Source organism: Portibacter marinus, from assembly GCF_021533195.1.
Classification (GTDB): Bacteria; Bacteroidota; Bacteroidia; order Chitinophagales; family Saprospiraceae; genus Portibacter; species Portibacter marinus.
Map to the genome: position 1 here is coordinate 306,319 of NZ_JAJNKB010000003.1, position 23,682 is coordinate 330,000.

18 protein-coding genes and 2 rRNA genes (1 of these 20 only partly in view) are annotated in these 23,682 nt (G+C 39.7%); 8 read left to right on the forward strand and 12 right to left on the reverse strand.

Annotated elements, in window-relative coordinates; genetic code table 11:
• Positions 1 to 127 precede the first annotated feature (127 nt).
• Positions 128 to 1,174: a nucleoid-associated protein gene (locus L2567_RS09060; protein ID WP_235297441.1), complete on the forward strand. Its 1,047-nt coding sequence runs from the start codon at positions 128 to 130 to the stop codon at positions 1,172 to 1,174.
• Here L2567_RS09060 and L2567_RS09065 read toward each other — a convergent pair whose 3' ends face one another.
• The 3 genes from L2567_RS09065 to L2567_RS09075 all read right to left on the reverse strand — a co-directional run bounded on the left by L2567_RS09065 (position 1,175) and on the right by L2567_RS09075 (position 7,052).
• On the reverse strand, positions 1,175 to 3,244 hold the full coding sequence (locus L2567_RS09065) for a T9SS type B sorting domain-containing protein (RefSeq protein WP_235297442.1): 2,070 nt from the start codon (positions 3,242 to 3,244) through the stop codon (positions 1,175 to 1,177).
• 158 nt (positions 3,245 to 3,402) lie between these two features.
• The gene (gene lptC / locus L2567_RS09070; RefSeq protein WP_235297443.1) at positions 3,403 to 3,966 is read right to left on the reverse strand and encodes an LPS export ABC transporter periplasmic protein LptC; all 564 of its coding nucleotides are present in this window, start codon (positions 3,964 to 3,966) and stop codon (positions 3,403 to 3,405) included.
• A complete protein-coding gene (locus L2567_RS09075; protein ID WP_235297444.1) occupies positions 3,963 to 7,052 on the reverse strand; it encodes a T9SS type B sorting domain-containing protein in 3,090 nt (1,029 codons plus the stop codon). The genes lptC and L2567_RS09075 overlap by 4 nt, the downstream gene beginning before the upstream one ends.
• Before the next feature lie 191 nt (positions 7,053 to 7,243).
• On the opposite strand from L2567_RS09075, the gene rsmI reads away from it, so the two are divergent.
• The 3 genes from rsmI (at position 7,244) to L2567_RS09090 (ending at position 10,234) form a co-directional block, all read left to right on the forward strand.
• Entirely contained in the window at positions 7,244 to 7,909 is a 666-nt protein-coding gene (gene rsmI, locus L2567_RS09080) for a 16S rRNA (cytidine(1402)-2'-O)-methyltransferase (RefSeq protein ID WP_235297445.1), read from the forward strand.
• A 97-nt stretch (positions 7,910 to 8,006) separates the two neighbouring features.
• Positions 8,007 to 8,900, forward strand: coding sequence for an ABC transporter ATP-binding protein (locus tag L2567_RS09085; protein WP_235297446.1), 894 nt, complete (start codon positions 8,007 to 8,009; stop codon positions 8,898 to 8,900).
• Between the two features lie 11 nt (positions 8,901 to 8,911).
• Positions 8,912 to 10,234, forward strand: a complete 1,323-nt coding sequence (locus L2567_RS09090) for an ABC transporter permease (protein WP_235297447.1) — start codon at positions 8,912 to 8,914, stop codon at positions 10,232 to 10,234.
• Positions 10,235 to 10,371: 137 nt separating this feature from the next.
• On the opposite strand, the gene lysM is transcribed toward L2567_RS09090, so the two are convergent.
• The 6 genes from lysM to L2567_RS09120 all read right to left on the reverse strand — a co-directional run bounded on the left by lysM (position 10,372) and on the right by L2567_RS09120 (position 15,962).
• On the reverse strand, positions 10,372 to 10,833 hold the full coding sequence (gene lysM / locus L2567_RS09095; protein WP_235297448.1) for a peptidoglycan-binding protein LysM: 462 nt from the start codon (positions 10,831 to 10,833) through the stop codon (positions 10,372 to 10,374).
• Positions 10,834 to 10,917: 84 nt separating this feature from the next.
• Positions 10,918 to 12,420 (reverse strand): PH domain-containing protein, encoded by a 1,503-nt coding sequence (locus L2567_RS09100; RefSeq protein WP_235297449.1) that lies wholly within the window; start codon positions 12,418 to 12,420, stop codon positions 10,918 to 10,920.
• Positions 12,413 to 12,934: a PH domain-containing protein gene (locus L2567_RS09105; protein ID WP_235297450.1), complete on the reverse strand. Its 522-nt coding sequence runs from the start codon at positions 12,932 to 12,934 to the stop codon at positions 12,413 to 12,415. Before L2567_RS09105 ends, L2567_RS09100 begins: the two co-directional genes overlap by 8 nt.
• Positions 12,935 to 13,279, reverse strand: a complete 345-nt coding sequence (locus L2567_RS09110; protein ID WP_235297451.1) for a carboxymuconolactone decarboxylase family protein — start codon at positions 13,277 to 13,279, stop codon at positions 12,935 to 12,937.
• Between the two features lie 10 nt (positions 13,280 to 13,289).
• Positions 13,290 to 13,757 carry a hypothetical protein gene (locus L2567_RS09115; protein WP_235297452.1) on the reverse strand — a complete coding sequence of 156 codons (468 nt, stop codon included), beginning with the start codon at positions 13,755 to 13,757 and terminating at the stop codon, positions 13,290 to 13,292.
• Between the two features lie 57 nt (positions 13,758 to 13,814).
• On the reverse strand, positions 13,815 to 15,962 hold the full coding sequence (locus tag L2567_RS09120; RefSeq protein ID WP_235297453.1) for an HAD-IIB family hydrolase: 2,148 nt from the start codon (positions 15,960 to 15,962) through the stop codon (positions 13,815 to 13,817).
• A 98-nt stretch (positions 15,963 to 16,060) separates the two neighbouring features.
• Here L2567_RS09120 and L2567_RS09125 point away from each other — a divergent pair, with 98 nt between their 5' ends.
• Complete coding sequence (locus L2567_RS09125; RefSeq protein WP_235297454.1) at positions 16,061 to 17,536, forward strand: glycoside hydrolase family protein; 1,476 nt, start codon at positions 16,061 to 16,063, stop codon at positions 17,534 to 17,536.
• 12 nt (positions 17,537 to 17,548) lie between these two features.
• Entirely contained in the window at positions 17,549 to 17,959 is a 411-nt protein-coding gene (locus L2567_RS09130) for a RidA family protein (protein ID WP_235297455.1), read from the forward strand.
• On the opposite strand, the gene L2567_RS09135 is transcribed toward L2567_RS09130, so the two are convergent.
• On the reverse strand, positions 17,956 to 18,132 hold the full coding sequence (locus L2567_RS09135) for a hypothetical protein (protein WP_235297456.1): 177 nt from the start codon (positions 18,130 to 18,132) through the stop codon (positions 17,956 to 17,958). The genes L2567_RS09130 and L2567_RS09135 overlap by 4 nt on opposite strands.
• A 330-nt stretch (positions 18,133 to 18,462) precedes the next feature.
• Between L2567_RS09135 and L2567_RS09140 the strand changes: the two genes are divergently transcribed.
• Together L2567_RS09140 and L2567_RS09145 are read left to right on the forward strand one after the other, a co-directional pair.
• Positions 18,463 to 19,161 carry a carboxypeptidase-like regulatory domain-containing protein gene (locus tag L2567_RS09140; protein ID WP_235297457.1) on the forward strand — a complete coding sequence of 233 codons (699 nt, stop codon included), beginning with the start codon at positions 18,463 to 18,465 and terminating at the stop codon, positions 19,159 to 19,161.
• A 41-nt stretch (positions 19,162 to 19,202) separates the two neighbouring features.
• Positions 19,203 to 20,756, forward strand: a complete 1,554-nt coding sequence (locus L2567_RS09145; protein ID WP_235297458.1) for an outer membrane beta-barrel family protein — start codon at positions 19,203 to 19,205, stop codon at positions 20,754 to 20,756.
• Between the two features lie 282 nt (positions 20,757 to 21,038).
• Here the strand turns inward: L2567_RS09145 and rrf are convergent.
• Both rrf and L2567_RS09155 read right to left on the reverse strand, forming a co-directional pair.
• Positions 21,039 to 21,150: ribosomal RNA gene (gene rrf / locus L2567_RS09150) — 5S ribosomal RNA — on the reverse strand.
• A 147-nt stretch (positions 21,151 to 21,297) separates the two neighbouring features.
• Positions 21,298 to 23,682 (reverse strand): 23S ribosomal RNA (locus L2567_RS09155) (it continues 479 nt past the right edge of the window).

The window sequence follows — 23,682 nt, forward strand, 5'->3', positions numbered from 1 at the left end:
CAAAGTGTAATCAAAAAGCCATTATATATGTCAAATTAAGAGAAAAATATTAAATGCGCAACTAAGCTCGACCAACATTGCTGTTTTTAATATGATCGTCGATATCTTCGCCACATAATTCAAAATGATGATCACATATTCAGAAGCAAAAATCGAAGAACTTTGGATCCACTTTGTGGGAAATGCCTCTCAGGATGAGGGAATTCAGTACTGTAATACGAGCATCGTATTACCTAATGAAGTGGTAGACGAAATGTTAAAGCAATATTTCTTCGGTAATTTTAAAGAACCTGAGTTTTATGCTTTCGATTTTTTCGATGGCAACATTGACCTAAACCCCATGTACAACTACGTCAGAATGGTTTTCGAAGATCCCGATTTACTCGGTGAACAGTCTGTTAACATATCAAAATTTCTCTATGAAAATTCGAAACATCCAAACATCAAATCTGGTGATTTAATGATAGCTTATGTTAAGGACATACTGATAGAAGATAAAATGATGGATGGAATTTGTGTTTTTAAATCAGAAAACAAGCAGCCATTCCTAAACCTGGAAAAACAGGGTAAAGGGTATTACATCCGGGAAAATGAGGGGCTTCATCCTGGCAAGCTGGATAAGGCTTGCCTTATTCTGAATTCAGAAGCTTCAGATGGATATCGAATACTGGCACTCGATCATGCTAACCGGTCGAAAGATGCTCAATTCTGGAAAGAGAAATTCCTGAATCTTAAACCCAGATCTGATGATTACCATTATACCAAGCAGTACATACAAGCAACTAAAGCTTTTGTTAAAGATCGCTTACAACCTCTATACGATATTGATAAAACACAAGAAGCTGAAATTCTGAATCATTCTTTAGACTTTCTCAAAAATGAGGAGGAACTGAACCAGGCTGCCTTTGACGAAAGGGTCTTTAAAGATCCAAATGTGATCAATGAATTTCAACTGTTCAAATTAGACTATCAGCAGGAAAATGAGATTGAATTGGCTGACGGATTTAAAGTCAGCAATGCTGCCGTTAAAAATCAATCTAAGGTGTTCAAAAGTGTCTTGAAGCTCGATAAAAACTTTCATATTTATATTCACGGAAATCGCAGTTGGATAGAAAAAGGAACTGATCCCGATGGCAGAAAATTCTATAAAATCTACTATGAAGAAGAAAACTAACTAACGAACCAGCGTAACATCTCCTTTAAGGATTATCTCGCTGTTATCCGTGAGTGCTACTACAGCTTGCCAAACATATACACCCACTTCTGCGGGATCATTGGCAAACTTGCCATCCCATCCTGCACTGATATCATTAGGTGCTATATTTCGCGCAACAAATACCTGATTACCCCATCGGTCGAAAACTGATAACTCCAATATATTGGAGACTGTGGAACTATTTCCCTGAAGATAAAATGTATCATTGATACCATCATCATTTGGAGAAAATATATTTGCTGCATAAATCGGTCTGACATTTAAAACCTCAATGGTAACTTGATCTGAGGTAACGCAGCCATTATCATCGGACACCGTCAAAGTATAGGTCGTCGTACCCGGAGGAACGACAACCGGATTCAGGCAGTTCTGCCTTCCATCACTACATAATAATGGATCTGACGGCATCCATGATATGGTGACATCACTATTGTCGGAAGCAAATGAACCATCTAAGCGAATGGAATCTCCCAGGAATTCTACAGAAGCATCCTCTCCTGCATCGACTGTGATAGGATTGACGTCAATGATGCTTATGGTTTCTGAGCTTTCACAACCTTTGATGTCCCTGATTCGAATTTCATAATCACCCAGAGGCAGATCTTCAAATGTGGCCACCTGAGCAAAAGAGCCACCATCAAATGCATATTCGTAATCCGGAAATCCACCACTTGCCTGGACTGTAACTGATCCCAGATCGATCATATTACATCCAATATTTTGTTGCTGTAGAATTTCCAGCTCCAGGCTTTGCACATCTTGGCAGCACGCACCGACTGCTATTTCTCTCACTTCTGTGGTTCTGCATCCAAGATCACTGATGATCGTCAGGACGATAAACTTTTGTCCAAAACTGTTATAAGTAATTTGAAATGGTCCTGGTCCCTCTTCAGATTGTGGTACTGCTCCTTCTCCAAAGTCCCACTCGAAATTGATCAAGTTGCCCAGATTATCTGTAGAGTTGTCGATAATCTCTACCATCTTATCACAAGTCAAAACATTATCGTTGATTTCAATAGAAAAGTCGGGTTCCGGGCCTCTGAATTCTGCGCTTCCACCAAAACTTAAGCTTATACCGGCACCGGTATTACTAAAATTATTGATTAAAAGGGCATAGGCTTTACCCTCTTCTTGTTGTAGAGCTCTTAAAAAATTGTCATCTGCTCCGAAGCATCCCGGCTGTTCATTAACATCATTCGCAGAGTCATTCAGACCTGTAGGACCCGCACATGAACTTGCCATACATCGTAGAACTGTTCTGTTAGAAAAGTCGCCTATTCCGTTGGGAAGTTCATATAAGACAAAATCTATATCATCGCTCGCGTTTAATGGATCAATAGAGAACGTGAGCGTACCATTGTTGTCAGCTATCCATGTTGTCCAACTGGACTGATTTTCAGATACAGAGCCTCCAACATCTAGACAAGTACCGGCAGCCTCATTATTGTCATCTCCCCCACCAGTCAGCGCTTGAATGACAAACCCTGATTTATCACAAAGCAAAGCAGCGCTTTTAGCATCCTGCCCCGGCTCTGTGGGCGGATTGAAGTTATTGACACAAATTTGAAAACTACCCTGATTATTTCCTGCACCTCCCACTCTGATATAGTAAGTTTGACCCACACTCAAAGCACTCCAAATTAAGTTGACCACATCCGCACCAGAATCTTTATTGGAACAGGTCACGACTGTAATAAAGTCATCTGTGCAGTTTCCAGACAAAAGTTCTACCCTTGGGTTTTGAAGTGTTCCACCCAAATCCCCGTTGATGAGCACATTCAAAGCTGAGGCCGTAGCTTTAAATTGAAACCACAAGTCATTCTGAACGCCGGCGAAACAATCATTGGCCTCAAATTCGGACCCACCCGCATTGGTAGAGTTAAATTCCGTGCTTTCAGAGCAGTAAGCTAATGGATTGTCTATTGTAAAAGCATTGGCACAATTGGTATTAGAAGATTGTGCTGCCATTTTAAATGTGAGTAAGAGCAGTGCAATTGATACAGTATTTCTCGGTGTTCCCCAATTCATTCCCTAAATGTACAGGAAATCACAAACTTCTGCAGTCAGGAATGATGCAAAACCAATTTAAGATTCTATTGATTGATTATACAGCCTTTGATCAATGCACCCCAAAATCAGTAGTTCGCCGGTGGATGACAATGGCTGAAATTTCCCTTAGAAATGCCTTATTGACCTAAAGCTTTGGAAATATCCTCTACATTCATCTTCGCTGAAAAGTTCTTCTTAATGGTAAACTCGGTAAACTTTCGATCAGTCTCAAAGCCATATCCATAAGAGGTATCTCCTTTTTCAGGCTGGGTGATCCTGACAAACTTATCTGTGTAAATCTTTTCTGATACTTCATCCCAAATGAGCTCAGAAGTCTCCAGTTTTTCATTTTCAGTATTGTAAAGCACCACGCTATCCCGCACATATACTTTACCATCACGATCTACCTGCTCTAAATATTTTGCATCTAACCAACTGAGCGGGCGCTGCTTCTCATCCAGAAATTCAACATGGACACCATCCGTAAAAATATCTCTGCGATCATTCTTATTGACATGTCGTTCCAACAATGGACCTGAAACTTTAAGCCTAACCTTGGCAGAGTCACTGTAAATCACTGAAACATCTTCTGCGATTTCTACATCAGTGTCGATCGTTTCAAATAGTTTATTGATCTCCTGCAAATCATTGGAACAAGAGGCTAGAACGACAAAGAAAATAAGAGCTGTGTATTTCATCATCTTACTAACGTTACATCACCGGTAACTGTTATCTTTTGGCAAGTGGGACAATTCGAATTATTGTCAAAAGGACTTCCAGTGGTTATTTTAGCATACCACATATATACTCCTTCAAGCGCAGGATCAGAAGAAAATGTGCCATCCCATGCCAGAGAGGGGTCCCCAATTCCAATTCCTGATCTTTTAAAAACCAGATTTCCCCATCTATCATATATGGCAAGCTCGTCAAACGACCTTACCTTCCGAGGATCGATTTCAACCGTGAATACGTCATTGATGCCATCTTGGTTAGGAGAAAAAACATTGGGTGCAAAGATTCCTACGGTTTCCTCTACAGTCACCAATACTTCATCATTTACCGAACAGCCTAATGCATCACTGACTGAAACCATGTAATTCGTAGTAAAAACAGGGCTGACAAATGGATTATTGCAATCTAAAGTCGTTGAATCCGGACATTGAAGACCTTCTTGTGGACTCCATAAAAAAGTTACTTCCGTTCCGGCTGTGTGCGTCACTTCCAATTGCTCATCTGATGCCGAATCGGTGATGGTTATGTCCGCTCCGGCATTAACTGAAAAGGCCGGAATTTCAGGGATAGAAATCTCTAGTGTTTCTTCGCAATTAAATTGATCTTGTATGCCAATGGTATAATTGCCCGGTGGTAAATCTCTGAAAATGCTATCTTCTGAAAAGACGCCTCCATTCAAATTATATCGATAACCTGCAAATCCATCCGAACCAGAAATTGCCAGATAAGATCCGATGATTCCATCGCAATAATCTCCCCGGATACTATCCACATTCACCTGCAATGTACTATTGGCACAGACGTCAGGCACCACAATCGTAAAGTCATCTGACTGGACACAACCGTTTTCATCGGATATGGTGACTGTATATGTGGTGGTTATAGTCGGATTAAAATCAGGATTCAGACATGTCAGGCTTCCATCCGAGCAACTCAAACTATCTGTCGGGTTCCACTCAACCATAAAATTACCTGAAACATTAGTCTGCACCGTTTGTGAATGGCTATCGCCGGGAAAACTAATGGTCACGTCCGGACCAGCATCTAACTGAAACGCTGGCACCTCTGAAATGGCAACAACGATATTTGCACTGCATTGATTTTGATCTCTAATTACAATGTCATAGGATCCTTCTCCAAGATTTTCAAAATTGCTGCTCTCTGCAAATGGACCGCCATCGATCGAAAATTGATATCCCGGAACCCCACCAACTCCACTAACCATTACGAAGCCCGTATTTAATCCGGCACAAGTAACCGATCTTGCACTATCTAATTCAATTTGCAAATCAGAATTTACACAAAGATTGACCGCAACATTTACCTGATCTGTTGCAGTACAGCCATTTTCATCCGTAACCGTAATGGTAAACAATGTTTCTTCAGAAATATTAATGGCAGGGTTCAAACAATTAATTGACCCATCAGGACACATCACCCCTGTTCCCGGTGACCATGATATCGTTACATTACCAGTTGCCGTCGTAGTAGCGTTTAATTGAATATTTTCGTTGGGATCATTAATGGTCAGGTCTTCACCTGCATCCACTGTAAAATCAGCAAGTTCACCAATGGTGTAAATAGTATCAATGGTACACATGTTTTCATCCTGAACCCCGATGACATGGTCTCCTACCGATAGATTATTAAAAATGGGACTGGTCTGAAACGGGCCTCCATCTACATTGTACTGCAAGGGGCCACAAAGAAAATCCGGTGCTAAGGAAAGATAGCAATTATTGGTCTCTCCACATGACACTCCTTTGATGCTATCAATCCTAAAATCTATTTCCGGAAGGTAATTGCAAGGCTCAATATTGATCTCTTTGACTACAAATTCCTGGCATCCCAGATCTGACTCAACACGAAGCGTTACAAACTGCGAACCAAAATTGGGGTATTGCACCGCATGAGGTCCAGGTCCTGTTGCATTGGGCGGGATGGCCTCTGAGCCAAATTCCCATTCATATTCAACAATATTTCCTGTACCAGCAGTCACCACATCTACAATTTGTAAAGCAGGACCGCAAGTAGCGAAGGTAACTTCGAAATCTGCCTGAGGTCCCAGAAAAGTTGCTGTTCCACCAAACTCAAGGCTGAATCCTGCTTCACTATCACTGAAATTATTAATCAGCAAAGCATAGCTCTTTCCAGCTTCCATATCTATAAATCTCAGATAACCGTCCTCGTCAGCTTCACAATCCAAATCCTCCTCCAAATCGGTGGATGTAAGATCTAATCCTGTATTAGGACCACAAGGCATGAAGTCACCGCCATCGGTAGCTCCACAACGAAGTAATGTTTTATCGCAACTGCTGATATCTCCACTTAATTCAAAGACCGCAAAGTCATAATCATCTGATATCACCAATGGCTTTAAATCAAAAGTAAAAGTACCGCTCTCGAAACATGTCCATTTGAACCAGGTAGAATTATTCTCAGAACTGCCTCCCACATCTAAGCACGAACCTGCCGCTTCATTACCATCTAATCCACTGCCTATGATGCTCTGCACCACAAATCCTTCCTTATTACACAAAATCGAGGCTGTAGAGCAATCCTGACCAGGCACAATCGGTGGATTATAGCTTTCAATGCACAATTGAAAAGTACCATCATTTCCTGAAGACCGTCCATCTACTCTGATGTAATATCGTTCTCCAATGATCAAATTGGATTCGAAAAGTGTGGTTATTTCCTGTGAAGTACTATTGACTATACAATTGATTTCACTTAAAAAAGTACAGTCTTCACCTTTCATCAAAGCGATCTCTGGATTATCCAATGTGCCCATTTCGCCGTTGACTACAATATTGATGGATTTATTGGTGGCCACAAAAGTGTACCATAGATCATTTTGGGCGTCACCCCAACAAGCTGGCGCTGCGAATTCTGAGCCCCCCACATCTGTATTATCGAATTCATCTACACCGGAACAATAAGAAGTAGGATCTGCTATTTCCAGTGCTGTTGCACAATTGATGTTGCTGGATTGACCCTGTAATTTCAAGATCAAAATTGTAAAAAAAAGCAAGAAGCCTAATCTCGTTTTCATTGATTCATTTACCCAATCGTGATAAAGACACAAATTATACCGAATTCGCTTGTTGACAACGGAATTTACTTTATAACGGATGGTATTATTATTTCACTACATATTATCTAAAAAAACATATAATTGCAAGGCGCAATAAAAGTTAATCCTTGTTTGGAAAGACCTATCGATTTAAAATTCTATTTTCACATATGCTTTACCTGGTACCTACACCTATTGGAAATCTAGGAGATATCTCCATCAGAAGCAAAGAGATTCTTGCCGATGCAGACCTGATTTTAGCGGAGGACACCCGCAATACCGGCAAACTATTAAAACTGCTGGAAATAGAAAATAAGATGTGGTCTTTTCATGCACATAATGAGCATCATCAGGTAGAGAAGGTCATTGAATTGCTGGAAAGTGAAAGTACGATCGCTATGGTAACAGATGCCGGCACACCCGGAATATCTGATCCTGGTTACCTGCTGGTCAAAGCTTGTCATGAAGCTGAAATTCAGGTTTCATGTCTTCCCGGTGCTACAGCTTTTGTTCCAGCGCTGGCTTCCTCCGGCATCCCTTCAGATAAATTTTTCTTTGAAGGTTTTCTTCCTCAGAAAAAAGGCAGGCAGACCAGGTGGCAAGAGCTCTCTGAACTCACCTATACCATTGTTCTTTATGAGTCTCCTTATCGGGTGCTCAAGTGTTTGCAGGAAATTGTTCACCATTGTGGTGCTGAACGGATTGTGTGTGTGGTCCGCGAAATCTCCAAGATCCATGAAGAGGTAAAGAGAGGCTTAGCTTCAGACATATTAGAAGATTTTAAAAATCGGCCAAGCATCAAAGGCGAATTTGTTATCATTGTGGCAGGTAAATGAGAAGTTGATCGAAAAATTCACGCTTTACATAGAAAGCATGGAATTAATTTCCTTCAACGCATGATTATTAAGGTGTGATTCAAAAACAAAACGACCAATGAGTATACTTTCTATTCAAAATGTGGTTAAAGAATACCATAACCACACTGCGGTGGATAATGTGAGTTTCGAAATTCCGAAAGGGAAGATTTTTGGCTTACTTGGACCCAATGGGGCAGGTAAAACCTCGCTCATCAGAATAATCACCTCCATTACCAGGCCAGATTCGGGCCAGATTCTTCTTGACGGAGAGCCTATAAACAGCAGGACTCCTGAGCAGATCGGATACATGCCGGAAGAAAGAGGTCTCTATAAGAAAATGAAGGTGGGAGATCACCTGAAATATCTCGGGAGGTTGAAAGGCTTGACCGAAAAAGAGGTGAAGGCTAAGCTGGAATATTGGATGGAAAAATTCGAAATCCAGGATTGGTACAAGAAAAAAATCGAAGAATTATCTAAGGGAATGCAGCAAAAGATTCAATTTATTGCTACGGTTCTTCACGAGCCCAAACTGCTCATTTTAGATGAGCCCTTCTCTGGACTTGATCCTGTCAATTCTAATCTTATTAAAGACGAGATTTACAGACTAAATCAGGAAGGCACCAGTGTCATATTTTCCACGCACAGAATGGAGCAGGTGGAAGAAATTTGTGAAAGAATTGTTTTGATCCACAAAGGGAAAAAAATATTGGAGGGCCAGGTAGCAGATGTGAAGCATGAGCATAAGGAGAATATATTCACACTGCAGCTCAATGGTGATATTCCGGATCAACTGCAAGCGAGGTATGACTTCACTTCTAAGTCAAACGAAACTTACGAGTGCAGCCTGGAAGATCAGCAATCCAGTGATGTCATGCTTACAGAATTGATCGGTAGTGGTGTTAGCATTAGATCCTTTGAAGAAAAAATGCCTTCATTAAATGAAATATTCATCAAATTAGTTAAAGGGTAAAAGAAGAAATTATGGACAAAGTTTTACTGGTACTTAAAAGAGAATATTTATCCAGGGTATTTAAAAGGTCTTTTTTACTAACCACATTATTAACACCCTTTGCCATCTTACTATTTATAGTAGTTGTGGGGCTTATTTTTTCTTATGATTCAGATGAAAAGAAAAAGGTTTTAGTCCTTGATCCGGGCAAAATGTTGATCGATGATTTCATCTCTTCCGGTGGAATAGACTATGAATTCACTGATAAAGATCTGGCGAGCTTGAAAGCTGAATTTACCGAAAGTGATTTTAATGGCATTCTTTACATACCTGAACTTGAAGAAATCGGTGTGAACAATCATAAAATCTTCTATTATTCAGATGAGCAGTTGAGCTTGGATGCAACCAATTCTATTTCACGTAAAGTACAAGGCAAAATCAAGGATTACAAAATCGTGCAGATGGGGATCGATCCAAATCAATTGCAAATGCTGGATACAAAGGTGACTTTGGATCCAGAACCGATTTCAGATGATCAGGAAGATACAAGCTCCATGGCGACACTTGTAGGGTCCGGTCTGGGTGGAGTAATGGGATATGTCATGTTTTTTTTCATTTTGATTTATGGAATGATGGTTATGCGAAGTGTCATGGAAGAAAAAATCAACCGTATAGTAGAAATCATCATTTCATCGGTTAAGCCGTTCCAGTTGATGCTGGGAAAAATTCTGGGAGTCGGCGCTGTGGGCCTGACACAGATTGTCATTTGGCTAATCTTGATTCCCACTTTCTCTTATGTTGCCTATGCGTTTTTGGGAATGAGCGCACAAGATATAGCAGCTTCTTCGGGGGCTGATATGAACCTGCCCGAGGGCATGGAAGACAGTTTTGCCGCTGATATATATGGGGTGATGGGAGAGCTAAGCCGACTCAACTGGTGGCTGATCATCCCGTTATTCATTATCTACTTTATTGGCGGATATATTATTTATACCTCCCTATTTGCTGCAGTGGGGTCTGCCATTGGGGATGACTTGAATGAAGGTAACTCATTGACCTTTCCATTAATGATTCCCATCATTTTAGCGGTGTACATGATGTTTCGAGTAGTGGCAGTACCCAATAGTAATCTGGCAGTTTGGTCTTCTATGATTCCTTTCCTATCCCCTATCATCATGCCTGCGAGACTGGGCGCTGAAATTCCTTCCTGGCAGATTGCTTTGTCCGTTGCACTGCTTGTCCTGTTCTGTATATTTTCAGTATGGATCGCCGGACGTATTTACAGAGTTGGCATTTTATTATATGGAAAGAAAGCCAGCCTGAAGGAATTGGGTAAGTGGATTTTTACCAATTAAGAACTGTTTCCTTTTCGAGTAACTGGCGCCGCGATAGCGATAGTGACCAATTACGTAAAGTTCTGCGGCAATATGCTTCGCTGATACCTTAAGGTAGTACAATACCAATGGCCAGCATGGCACCTGCTGTCTATCATCTAAAGAGGTGGAATCCTCAAAACCTGTCCAGGATAAATCTCATCGGGATGTTGCAACATCGGTTTATTCGCTTCAAAAATGGTATTGTATTTCATGGGATCACCATACTGCTTTTTGGAAATCTTGGACAAGGTATCTCCAGACTGTACCGTATAGAACCTGGCTTCCGGCTCAGGATTAGCAACAGTAATCCGATCTTCTACGCAAGCGATGCCTTCGACATTTCCCAATGCCAAAATGACTTTTTCTCTATCAGCGTTTGTAGAGGTTTCACCTGAAATGATCACTTGTTCAGCTAACTCTAAATGGAGTCCGCTTACAGGAATTCCCAGTCTGTTAATTTCACTTCTCATAGCATCTATCTTCTGCTCTTCTGCAGATTTTACTGCTTGATCTACTTCCGGTGCTTTTTTGCCTGTCAATTTTTTTCCGGCTTTCTTTAAAAATGAAAACAATCCCATAGTCAGATATTTTTTATGATGTTTCAAATATATGTAGATGCTCATAAGACCACATCCAAAGGACAATATAAGTAAAATTGAAAATTAGTACCATTTAATTTGACTGCTTTCAACTTCATATAAGATGAGATCTTTCAGTTTCTTAGCCTCCTCTAATTGGAGATATGGAATATGAATCGAACCTGCTGCTGTAAACATTCTGATGGTCGCCAATCCTCTACGCCACTGGAATGGAGATTGGTGAATTTGGACATTTTGTACTTTATACAATTGAAGAATGTTGTTTTTATTTTCATACACACCATGATGAGCGTAAATTAAATACTCATTCACTCTGTATCTCCATTTGCGATACTGTACATATGTTGTGATGCAAAAATAAGGAATGGCTAAGAGTACCAAAAGATACCTAGTATCTAAGAATATGTAATATCCAATGCCCGCTATCAGAAGCCATGGCAAGATGCCCACATAAATCATATTTCGAACCAGATACCAATGACTGATATTTCGATCATCCAAGGCTAAGTATTCGTTGCCATTGCTCAAAAGGTAATTGAGAATGTTCTGAATGCCTTCCAACTTTATCCCCGGAATCTTGATGGACTTCTTATTGCTGATCTCAACCGAAGAAGCTTGTCTCAATTGCAGGCGATGAATGCCGAAAATTCTTTTTAAGGGATTGTTAGACCATCTGATTTGCTGAATTTTGTGGTCTAATGCTGCATTTTCTTTTCGATTAAACAGTCCAGCTTGAATCTTAAAGCCTTTTTCCGAACGGAACATTTTAAAATCATAGTATTTTAAAATTGTTCTAATACCTGTACCAATGACAATGATGACCAGGAGAATAAATGCCAAACTAGAAATAATCAGGATACCACTCTTCAGAAAAGATTGCAAAGATTCTTCATTTAACCAATCCATATCCAAGCCTGCATCTGATAACTCTCCAGCGCCCCAAAGGGTGAAAAAAAACAGCAAAACCAATGTCCTCAGGTGGTTCTGAGTCAGGCCCACGATGAATAGATCTTTTAGGGAAAGTGAAAAAATAACATCATCTTCTTTTTGTGATATGGTGTCAATGGCAGTTTGCTCTATAGGTTCTTCTTTAATTTCTATTTCAGATTTTCTTTCCAGAATTAATTTTCGGAGCTCAATGGCCAGATCCTTGTCAATGGCATTAAATGAGAATTCATTTTTAGAAGATCCTGCCGTATCCACTTCGATTTTTACTACATTAAAAATCTGATGTATGATGCCTTGCTCAAAATTAAGCGTCTGGATTCTTTCGAATGGTATATTTAGTTTGGATTTCTTAAACACCCCTTTTTCAATGAAAAGCTCATTGCCCTGGACTCTGAATGAAAATCTAAGGTAGGATGCAATCGCAAAAAACAAGGCCAAAATTGCTACTAAAATCGTAGAAATCAATAAAATATTAGAGACATTTCCTGCCCTTTGACCTATGAATACGGCAATAATCGCCGGCCAAAATTGTCTAATGATGTTGAAAAAGTACTTGTAGATCAATAAGAGGATAGCAATGGGGGATTGCCTCATCGGATCAGCAAAGGTATTACTCATCCTCTTTAATTTTCTCCAAAATGAAATCTTTCAATTCAGTCGCCTGATCTAATTCCAGGCCAGGGACGACGACATCACTTGAGCTCCCACCAGCGGTGTAAATCTTCAGCTTTGCCAATTTGAAATATCGATCAAATATTCCCTGACTCACTTCACAGTGCTGTACCCTGTTAAATGGAACGGTTGTAACGCTTCTCCAAAGCCAACCCGTCTTATATGAAATATCTCTTTGTCGAAAAGCATAACCTTTATATCCGAAGGCTTTAAATAAATACGCAAAATTGATCACAAAAATCAACAGAACACCGAGTAAAAACCATTGGAAGTTATTGGTAAACCAGGATTTGTCGATAATGGTCCATAAGTACACAAGAATCGCAACAATGACTATAAAAAAGATAAAAACATTGGTCAATAAAACATACAGATACTTATTGTCCAGAGGCAAATAATTAATCTTTTCTGCTCTTGGAATTTCTTCAAAACTCAATTGTATATTTGAAAAATCGGTCATTTAGTTTTCGGACTGCAATTCCTCCCAATACTCTGCTGCTCTTCTGGTATGGGGGATACAAATGCTTCCACCCACAAGATTGGCAATCATGAACACTTCGTATAACTCTTCAGTACTCACTTTCAGATCATGGCAAGTACCCAAATGATATTTAATGCAATCATCACATCTAAGCACCATGGAGGCCACCAGCCCAAGAAGCTCCTTAGTCTTCACGTCGAGTGCACCATCAGCATAAGTCTGATGATCCAGCGAAAAGAACCTCTTCAGCATTTTATTTTCTTTCGAAAGAATGACGTCATTCATCTTCTCTCTGTAATCGTTAAACTCTTTAACTAGCGACATATATCAAATTTTAAACAGTATTTCGGTTTCGTACTCTCCATATGGAAATGATCATTCTGAAAGGCAAGCAAAATGTAGCAATTAACGCACCTGTTCCAAAGAATATCATTTCAGTCCTGATATATTTAGACAAAGGAATCTGTTTATCAATCTCTAAATGGGAGACCATGCTGTATGTACCTTGTTCATCCAACATATTCTGAAATGAAGATAAGCCATCCATGAGATACACAAAAATACCGATAGATAAAAATGTCAGGATCAACTTCACGGGAGTATATCTTGCAAAGGGTGTGAATCTGAGCAAAAATAAGTATCGCACGAATGTAAAGAATAAAAAGATTGCCGTGAGATTATAAACTAAAAATGGGAAGTCGGGAACATTTTTGAATATGGGCAATAGAATTACGGTCAATAAAACACCTGTAATAAATATTGAAATCATCTCGAATTGCCAGGAGGCCTTATTTTGCTTCATTGGCGCAAAATTAGCAGAAATTCGCACCTTTGTCCAACATATCTTAATAAATGCCCTTTAATTACGGCCTAAATAATGTTTGATACCTTCCAGCACTCCATCGGAGATGGCCTTCTCAGCAAAATAAACGCCCTTGGCCTTTCTAAGTGGCTCTAATTCAGGACTGTGATTAGAAACCACAATTCCTCGTGCCTTTCCCTTCAACATATCTATATCATTTCCACCATTTCCAGCAGTAATAAAATTATCAAAAGACATCTTCCATTTGTGCGCCAGATACTTGATGGCGTTGCCCTTACTTGCTCGAATAGGGAGAAAGTCCAATAGTTTGTTATCTGTCAGCAAGACATTCGCTTTTAATTTGTAGTCATCCAGTAATTGATGAATATGAGCAAAATCATCCTTATTGAAGTCATCATCGACGTAAAAGCTCAATTTAAATCGGGACTGCGCGTCAGGTTCCTGTAACTCGAGCTTGGGAAGAAAACTCATGACCTCTTCAAGTTTTTCTCTTTTCCATTGATAGGAGATATTTTTATTATATCCGGTATCTTCTACAAATTCCTTAGTATAATAGATTTTGGATCCTGCGGAACAAATTACTATGTCAGGATCAGGCAGATGATGTTTTGACATGGCTTCGAGAGTCAGCCGTTTGTTCCTACCTGTCGCTATTCCAAAGGCTACTCTATCTCTGTTGTTGTTGATCCAATCAGTAAATTCTGTCAACTCATCTCTAGGTGCTTCATCTATAAGTGTACCATCCAGATCACTTATGATGTAAATCTTAGAATGATAAAGTTTTCGACCTATATCTACCTGTACCGTGTCATTAATTTTATCAATTTCCTCAAGGTAAGTTTCGGTATGGGCATCCCAGGAATAATATTTGTTGACTCCCTTAATACCGTTAGCGGAGTAGGTTTCCCAGGTTTTATTATTGGTAATAATCTCTTTTATGGCTTTCGCAATTTCTTTAGGAGAATTGACATTTACTAATTTTCCATTTTCACAGTTGCTTAGAATTTCTTTAGGACCACCATAAGGTGAGGCGATGACTGGTAAACCACATGCAGCTGCTTCCACGGTAGTTAGTCCAAAATTCTCACCTGGATTCGCATTCACAAATACGCCCTTTTTTCTGGCGGCTATACGGTATATTTCAGGAATTTCAAGCTTCGGATCATTTTTTTTGGGAATAGCCAGTTTGCCATAAAGGTCATATTTGTCCATGAGTAAAAGCAATGATGTCAATATACTTTGCTCATCGTCAGGCATCATGCTGATATCCTTCCTTACTCCAGCGAAAATAGCCAGATTTGCAATTGATTGTAATTCTTCATCATTGCCAAATGCCTCTACAATGGTTGCAAAATTCTTCCTGGCATCGGGTCTCCCAATAGAAAGAATCAATGGCTTGCTAGAGTCAAAAAGAAACCTGTCTATTTCCCTATTGATTCGATAAAGCACTTGCTCCTGCTCTATTGATATTTCAAAAGAGGGCATTTCCTGTCGATAAAATGGATAGAAAAGATCCTGATTGGTGCCTGGAGGAATGACTTTAAAATTAGCCTCTTCATAGGCATTGTAGTCCTTGTATTGCTCTTCTATTTCATGCTGAGTACTTGTTATGACCAGTTCTGCATTTCTTATAGCGGCCTCTTCTGCACGGATACGATTGTTCATATTGTACATCTCCTCGATTTTCTTTTCTGACATTCCTTCCTCCAGGAGATGCTCTTTCTTTTTTCGACCCAATGAATGTCCGGTACTGATCAATTTAATTTGAAAAAACTTGCTGATTTGAACCGCCACATAACCACCATCTGCATAATGTCCATGAACAATATCCGGGATGTCATTTTGTTCATTATTAAAACGGATGGTATTGTCTACAAACTCATCCATATAATTCCAGAGTGTTTCTTTTTTACGATAAGACTTGCCTCCGCAGGAGATTCTAACTATTCTCGCTTTATCATTAATAACTTCGATGTCTTGTGAATAGTCCGGTGACACTCTCTTGTCCGTAATTTTTCTGGTAAACAGATCTACTTTTCTAACTTTTTCATTCTTGGAAAGTGCGTCCAGAAGTTCAAGTAAATATTTAACCTGTCCACCTGTATCATTGTCTCTGCCTATTTCAGGATTTTCAAACCTAATCAGTCCATGTGGGCTAAACAATTGAATATAAAACTGTTTCATTTTTTTTTATGTTATTGGGGTATATATCAATAATTATGTATTCAAAAATGATATAAGCGGTAGTTTTGTGACCGCTTGTATTATCTAAAGAGTAAAATATGTATTCAGGTTCGGGATTTAGTGATTGGGAAATCGGAGATGTAGATGTATTTATACATGAAGGTAAATATCATTTGTTTCATCTGATTATTCCAAATCATGATTACATAGCGCATGCAATTTCAGACGACGGTGTACATTGGACACGCGTACGAAATGCCTTGTTTGTAGGACATCCGGGAGAATGGGACGATGATATGTTGTGGACCATGCATGTTTCAAAACATGGCGAGAAATTTCGGATGTATTATACAGGATTACAAAGAAGAGACAAGGGAATTATACAAAAAATAGGGGTAGCTGAGTCCGATGATTTAATGACATGGGAAAAAAAACAACCTCTTAACTTCCCTCTAAGTTCAGAACAGCCACATTATGAAGATGTAAATAATAATCCAAGAAAATGGCTCAGCTTCAGAGATCCCTTTTTTTATCACTATAGAGGAGATGACTATTTGCTGATTTGCGCACGCAGCAGCTTTGGACCCACTTCCAGAAGAGGTTGTGTTGCTTTAATGAAATTGGTGGATGATAAGTGGGAAATGCGTTCTCCCATTTTGTATCCCATGGTTTATGACGATGTGGAATGCCCATGCGTATTCGTGATCAATGACACATCCTATCTTATTGGTTCTATTCGCGAAGATATAAAAGTGAGGTACTGGTATTCTGAAAGATTTAGAGGAGAGTATCATAATTTTCGATCTGATTTACTACTACCTCAAGGAAATTACGCTGCCAGAGTTGTGCAGGACGGTGAACATCACTTATTATATAACTTTTTCTTCAAAGGTGGAAACGTCAATGAACATAGAGTACTTCCTCCACCAAAGGAACTTGATGCTGACACTGAGGGGCGATTGTTCCTAAAGAGTTTCTACCGTTGGAATTTAATGGTACAAAAAGAGGTCGATCAGAGTGAGCTACCTCTGTTAGAAGCCATATTGTCTAACCCGACAGCAAAGTGCGACATAGGAATTAATAGTTTCATTTTGGGAGCTAGAAGTGGATATGAAATCTTCACTTTTAAAAGACTTACACACTGTTTTATTTGGGAAGGAACCATCAATGTCGTGGGAATGGGGAAATTTGGATTAGTTAGTGATATGGATCTTCAGGGAAATGGATACTATTATTCATTTGACATTTCTAATGGATTGGTTCAGATCAGAGCATGGGGTTTCAATGAACAGAATGTCATGCAAAACTTCATTTTCAATAATATACAGTCAAACATCTTTAAACTCAAAGATCCTAAGATCTTAAATTTTCAATTGATCCGATATGGTAACTATATTGAGTTGTCGATAGACGGTCAGGTAAAATTGACCTTAATTGACTACACTTATGATGGGGACAGGATCGGCTGGTATTCAGCCTCTTCAGAACTGGTTATTACAAATTCAGTTTTCAAATTCTTACCTGATGCAAGTTCTGAGTATGCAAGCCAGGAATCTGAAGAAGAAAAACATTAAATAATCAAAGTCATGAGAAAAACCAAAAGTCCAAAATCATTATGGAATTCTACACCCTATGGTTTCTCGCAAGTGGCATATGCGGAGTCAGGTCAATGTGTTTTTATTTCCGGACAAGTTGCCTGGGATAAAGACCAAAGTATTGTTGGACGAAATGATATCGCTTTGCAAGCGCGTAAATGTTTAGAAAATCTAGAAAATGCAATAAATTCGGTTGGTGGCAATCTGGATAATATTATGATGCTCCGAATTTATATCGTATCCTATAAGCCTGAACACGGTAAAATAATTTCATCATTATTGAATAAATTTTTCGGTGAAGAGAATCAGCCCGCAAGTACGTGGATCAACGTACAAGGGCTAGCAAGTGATGATTTTCTAATTGAAATCGAAGCTCAAGCTATTATTAGAGAGTCTATCTAAACTCCTTTCACAAATACACCCACTACAAGAATAATATAACCTATCAGTAACAACCAGTCACCGTTATCAGCAATGGCAGGACTCACAGTAGCACCAAGCAATGCAATTAAAACGAGTACTAAGCTTATGACAACGGTTATCATTTTCGGAGCTTGTGTTTTTAAGGAACTCATAATCTTTGGTTTTCAAAATAAATGACATTCGGTTTACTATTAAGTTGATACCTCTTATTAAGTCTAGATGTTCGTCTGTAAAATCTTTTAAATGGATTCTATTAGATGAATACCACAGAGCTGGAGTACATCCTTGTCCGTGGTCTTAAGCAAGCAAAATTAGTATGCAATAGGCTAGCTGCATTCACTATTATTTACAAGCATAATAAGTAGTACAAAATTTAAAAAGATAAGTGAAAACCTTTCGTGGACATTAATATCAATTTGCAGTTGTACAACAGCATTAGGTTTCTAATGCACTTAGTTACTAAAAAACTTCAAATTAATCTCATGAGAATTTCAATTTTTGCGTACTTACTTTTAAACAAAAAGGTTTTAGCATATCTATATTTGCTTATTGTATTTATGCAAGTACTTAATGGTCAAAAGCAATTCACTGGTAGCGTGATAGACCAGCAAGGAGAATCCGTTCCTTATGCCAATGTGATATTGAAAGACGCTACTGATTCTTCATATGTTAAAGGAATTTCAGCAGACTCAATTGGCTTTTTTAAATGTTTTCTTGAGAATGGTTCTCTTCATTTCATAGAAGTTTCTGCCATTGGCTTTGAAAATAAGACTATAGCACTTATTGAAACACAAAACCATTACGAGATCAAACTCGATCAGGCTTATTACGGAATGGATGAGATTAAGATACAAGCTCGTAGATCTTTATATGAATTAAAGGAAGATCGGCTGGTATTTAATGTGGGAAGTATACCTACTTTCGGAGGTGATAATGCACTCCAAGTCTTGCAGAAATCCCCAGGTGTACAAGTTAACGAGAACGGTGGCACCATTGGGCTAAACAATAAAGGACAAGTCTTGATGATGATTAATGATAGAATCGTCAGAATTCCTATGAATTTGCTTATTGCCCAATTGCGAAGCATTCCTGCCGAAAACATTGAAAGGATAGAGATAATACATCAACCTCCACCTAAATATGATGCAGATAACGCATCTGGAATCATTCATATTGTTTAGAGAAAAACGACATTCAAGGATTTAATGGAAATTTTAGCTTGATGGCTGGATATGGATTTCGAGAAAAGATCATGCCCTCACTTTCCATCAATTACCGTAAAAGAAGATTCAATCTATTCGGTAATATCTCAGCATCATATGACAATTTTGCTGAGTTTCAAGTAGATCATTTCAGATCCTATGATTATGAGGGAATAGATTACTTTTTCACCAACTATTTTACCTTTAAAAATGGCATTCATCGAGGAGGAAATGCCAACATTGGCTTTGATTATGAAATCAGCGACAAGACTTTTCTGGGCGTAGAGATTGGATTAAATATAAATGAAATGAGTACCGAAAACGCACTATCAGAATCTGAGTTTTATGAAAATAGAATGCTGGTTGATAATTATGAAAATCTGTTAAATAACTCTACCTCCAATAACCTAACTAATTACAATACCAATCTTAATCATAGCTTTAAAAATGGAAGCATTCTTACTGCTGATTTTAGTCATGCAAATTACAAGGCGATCAATAGTGGAGCATTACTGACATCTAAAGGCAATCCATTTCAGGATAATGGAAGGAAATCAAGATTTATTATTACAACTGCTCAAATAGACTATTCGCATCAATTTAATCACTTGTCAAAAATAGAAATCGGTACAAAAGTAACACTCAATAATTTCAACAGCGTTGTCAGTTTCTCTGACTTAATCAACAATGAGTGGGTCGAACGACCGGCTTTCAGAAGGGAGGATGAAATATATGAGAGTGTAATTGCTGCTTATGCCAGCTATTACCACAAATTTAGTGATCAATGGACCTTAGATGCAGGATTTCGATTTGAACAGTACTCATTTGATCTGGATGCCATTAGAAGTGCTGAAAACTTAGAAATTTCACTTAACAATCCCTTCCCTATTCTTCGAATAAATTATGAGATTGACTCTATTCAGTCTCTTAATCTGACTTTGAATCGTCGGTCCAACCGTCCTACTTTCTCACAATTGGCAGCATTTCAAATTGTTTTTGACCCTACACTGTTGGTCGAATCAAATAATCAATTACGACCGGCGTTCACTAATTCTGCTCGCCTTTCTTACCGACTTAAAAACTTACTATTTAGTGTTGAGGGTAATGATACCAGAAATTATATAGGGTATGACAATACTGTGATAAAGTCAGAAAGAAGGCTGACTTCTACTCCTATCAATCTTGACAAAGTACAATCTATAATCGGTAGTATTAGTTTCATAATGTATTTTACCAGGTGGCTGGAGGCAAACACTACTTATACTGGTGGATACTATACTATTTTCGATAAAAGCAATAGACCCATTCCTTTTAAAAAGGATATTTTCACACATAATATTCAATTAACGACTACCGCTGATCTAGGAAAAGGCATGACTTCCACTTTTACATTCAATTATCAGACTCCCGCTATAGCAGGGGATCAGATATATCAAACCTATCCTAGTATTGCGTTTGGTTTGAGTAAAAAATTCGGTTCTAGTTCTTTGATTTTCAATTTGCAGGATGTATTGAATGCTGCTGCAACGATAGACTGGGAGTACAATCAGGAGACATTGGGAATTAGAACCTAGGGAACGACAATGTGGTCGGAAAGAACTTTTCGAATAACCTATAGAAGATCTTTTGGTGATAATAAATTAAAAGGTAAACGCGAAAGGAAAAGCAGTTTAGATGAAGAGCGTGGTAGAATGTAGTAATAAAAATGCTTGTCAATTAAACTTTAGAGAAGCAAAATTATATCATACATTCACATGGGCATTTGAGGTGATTGATATTCTTGACAATAAACTAGATCTTTAGTATAGACAAAAAAAAAAGCTCGGATGAAATAAATCATTCGAGCTTTAATAAAAAAAAGGCAACGACCTACTCTCCCACGATTTAACGTAGTACCATCAGCGCTGAAGGTCTTAACTACTCTGTTCGGAATGGTAAGAGGTGCACACCTTCGCTATAATCACCTAAGTTCTTTCATCGATCGCCGTAGCGTTAGCGTAGGCGATGATAATTTCTTTATTTATCACCACAATTTAAAAGGTGATATGATTTTTGAGATAAAAAAAACAGATGGAAAGAACAGCGTTACACTGTAGTTATACAAGTAAAATAAAAAAAAGGAAGCATTTGGGTAATTAGTACTACTCGGCTTCATACATCACTGCACTTCTACCTATAGCCTATCAACGTGGTAATCTTCCACGACCCTTTTATCCGTCAGCTGACGGAAATAGAATACTCATCTTGGAGATGGCTTCGCGCTTAGATGCTTTCAGCGCTTATCCATGCCACACATAGCTACCCTGCGATGCAGCTGGCGCCACAACAGGTACACTAGAGGTGTGTCCAACTCGGTCCTCTCGTACTAGAGTCAGCTCTCCTCAATATTCTTGCGCCCACAACAGATAGAGACCGAACTGTCTTGCGACGTTCTGAACCCAGCTCGCGTGCCACTTTAATGGGCGAACAGCCCAACCCTTGGGACCTTCTCCAGCCCCAGGATGTGACGAGCCGACATCGAGGTGCCAAACCTCCCCGTCGATATGAGCTCTTGGGGGAGATCAGCCTGTTATCCCCGGCGTACCTTTTATCCTTTGAGCGATGGCCCTTCCATACGGAACCACCGGATCACTTTAGCCAACTTTCGTTCCTGATCGAGGTGTCCCTCTCTCAGTCAAGCACCCTTATACTAATATGCTCTTCGCATGATTACCGACCATGCTGAGGGTACCTTTGCAAGCCTCCGTTACTTTTTAGGAGGCGACCACCCCAGTCAAACTACCCACCACACAATGTCCTCCCTTGCGGGAGTTAGAATCAAAATATAAGAAGGGTGGTATTTCAAGGACGACTCCACAACCACTAGCGTGGCTGCTTCAAAGTCTCCCACCTATCCTACACATATTATATCCTAACCCAATGTGAAGCTGTAGTAAAGGTGCACGGGGTCTTTTCGTCCCGTTGCGGGTAATCGGCATCTTCACCGATACTTCAATTTCACCGAGCTCATGGCTGAGACAGTGCCCAAATCGTTACACCATTCGTGCAGGTCGGAACTTACCCGACAAGGAATTTCGCTACCTTAGGACCGTTATAGTTACGGCCGCCGTTTACTGGGGCTTCAGTCAATAGCTTTGGACGAATCCTAACTACCTTCCTTAACCTTCCAGCACCGGGCAGGTGTCAGACCCTATACTTCATCTTTCGAATTTGCAGAGTCCTGTGTTTTTGCTAAACAGTCGCTTGGGCCTCTTCACTGCGGCTCTATCGTTATAATAGAGCGTCTCTTCTCCCGAAGTTACGAGACCATTTTGCCTAGTTCCTTAGCCATGAATCACTCGAGCGCCTTAGGATACTCTCCTCGACTACCTGTGTCGGTTTACGGTACGGGTAGTATATATCTGAAGCTTAGAGGTTTTTCTTGGAAGCATACTTGGGACTTTATCACATCACCTAAAAGGATCAGTGTACTATCGTGTTTCGACTCATCAGCGGATTTACCTACTGAATCAACGCCTACGCACTTCAACCACGAATTCCGTCTCGTGGCCAGTCTTACGTTTCTCCGTCACCCCATCGCAATATATACTAGTACGGGAATATTAACCCGTTTGCCATCGGCTTCGCCTTTCGGCTACACCTTAGGACCCGACTAACCCTGATCTGATTAGCATAGATCTAGGAACCCTTAGTCTTACGGCGATAAGATTTCTCATCTTATTTATCGTTACTCATGCCTACATTTTCTTTTCCAGAAATTCCACCGCACCTTACGGTACGACTTCAATATCGCTGGAATGCTCCCCTACCACTGAAATAAATTTCAATCCATAGTTTCGGTGGTGGATTTGATGCCCGCTTATTTTCCGCGCAGGAACGCTCGACTAGTGAGCTGTTACGCACTCTTTAAATGAATGGCTGCTTCCAAGCCAACATCCTAGCTGTCATAGCATTCCCACCTCGTTAGATCAACTTAATCCACACTTGGGGACCTTAACTGATGGTCTGGGTTGTTCCCCTCTCGGCGAAGGACCTTAGCACCCATCGCCTCACTGCCGCTGCAGTGTCATGGCATTCGGAGTTCATCAGGGGTTGGTAGGCGGTGAAGCCCCCTAGCCCTATTGGTAGCTCTACCTCCATGACACTCTATAACGACGCTGCACCTAAATGCATTTCGGGGAGTACGAGCTATCTCCTGGTTTGATTGGCCTTTCACCCCTACCCACAGGTCATCCGAACATTTTTCAACATATACCGGTTCGGTCCTCCATTGGGAGACTATCCCAACTTCAACCTGCCCATGGGTAGATCACCAGGTTTCGCGTCTACCCCCACTAGCTCTTCGCCCTATTCAGACTCGCTTTCGCTGCGCCTACGTACCTTAAGTACTTAAACTTGCTAGTGAGGAGTAACTCGTAGGCTCATTATGCAAAAGGCACGCCGTCACCACAATAAATTGTAGCTCCGACCGCTTGTAAGCGTATGGTTTCAGGTTCTTTT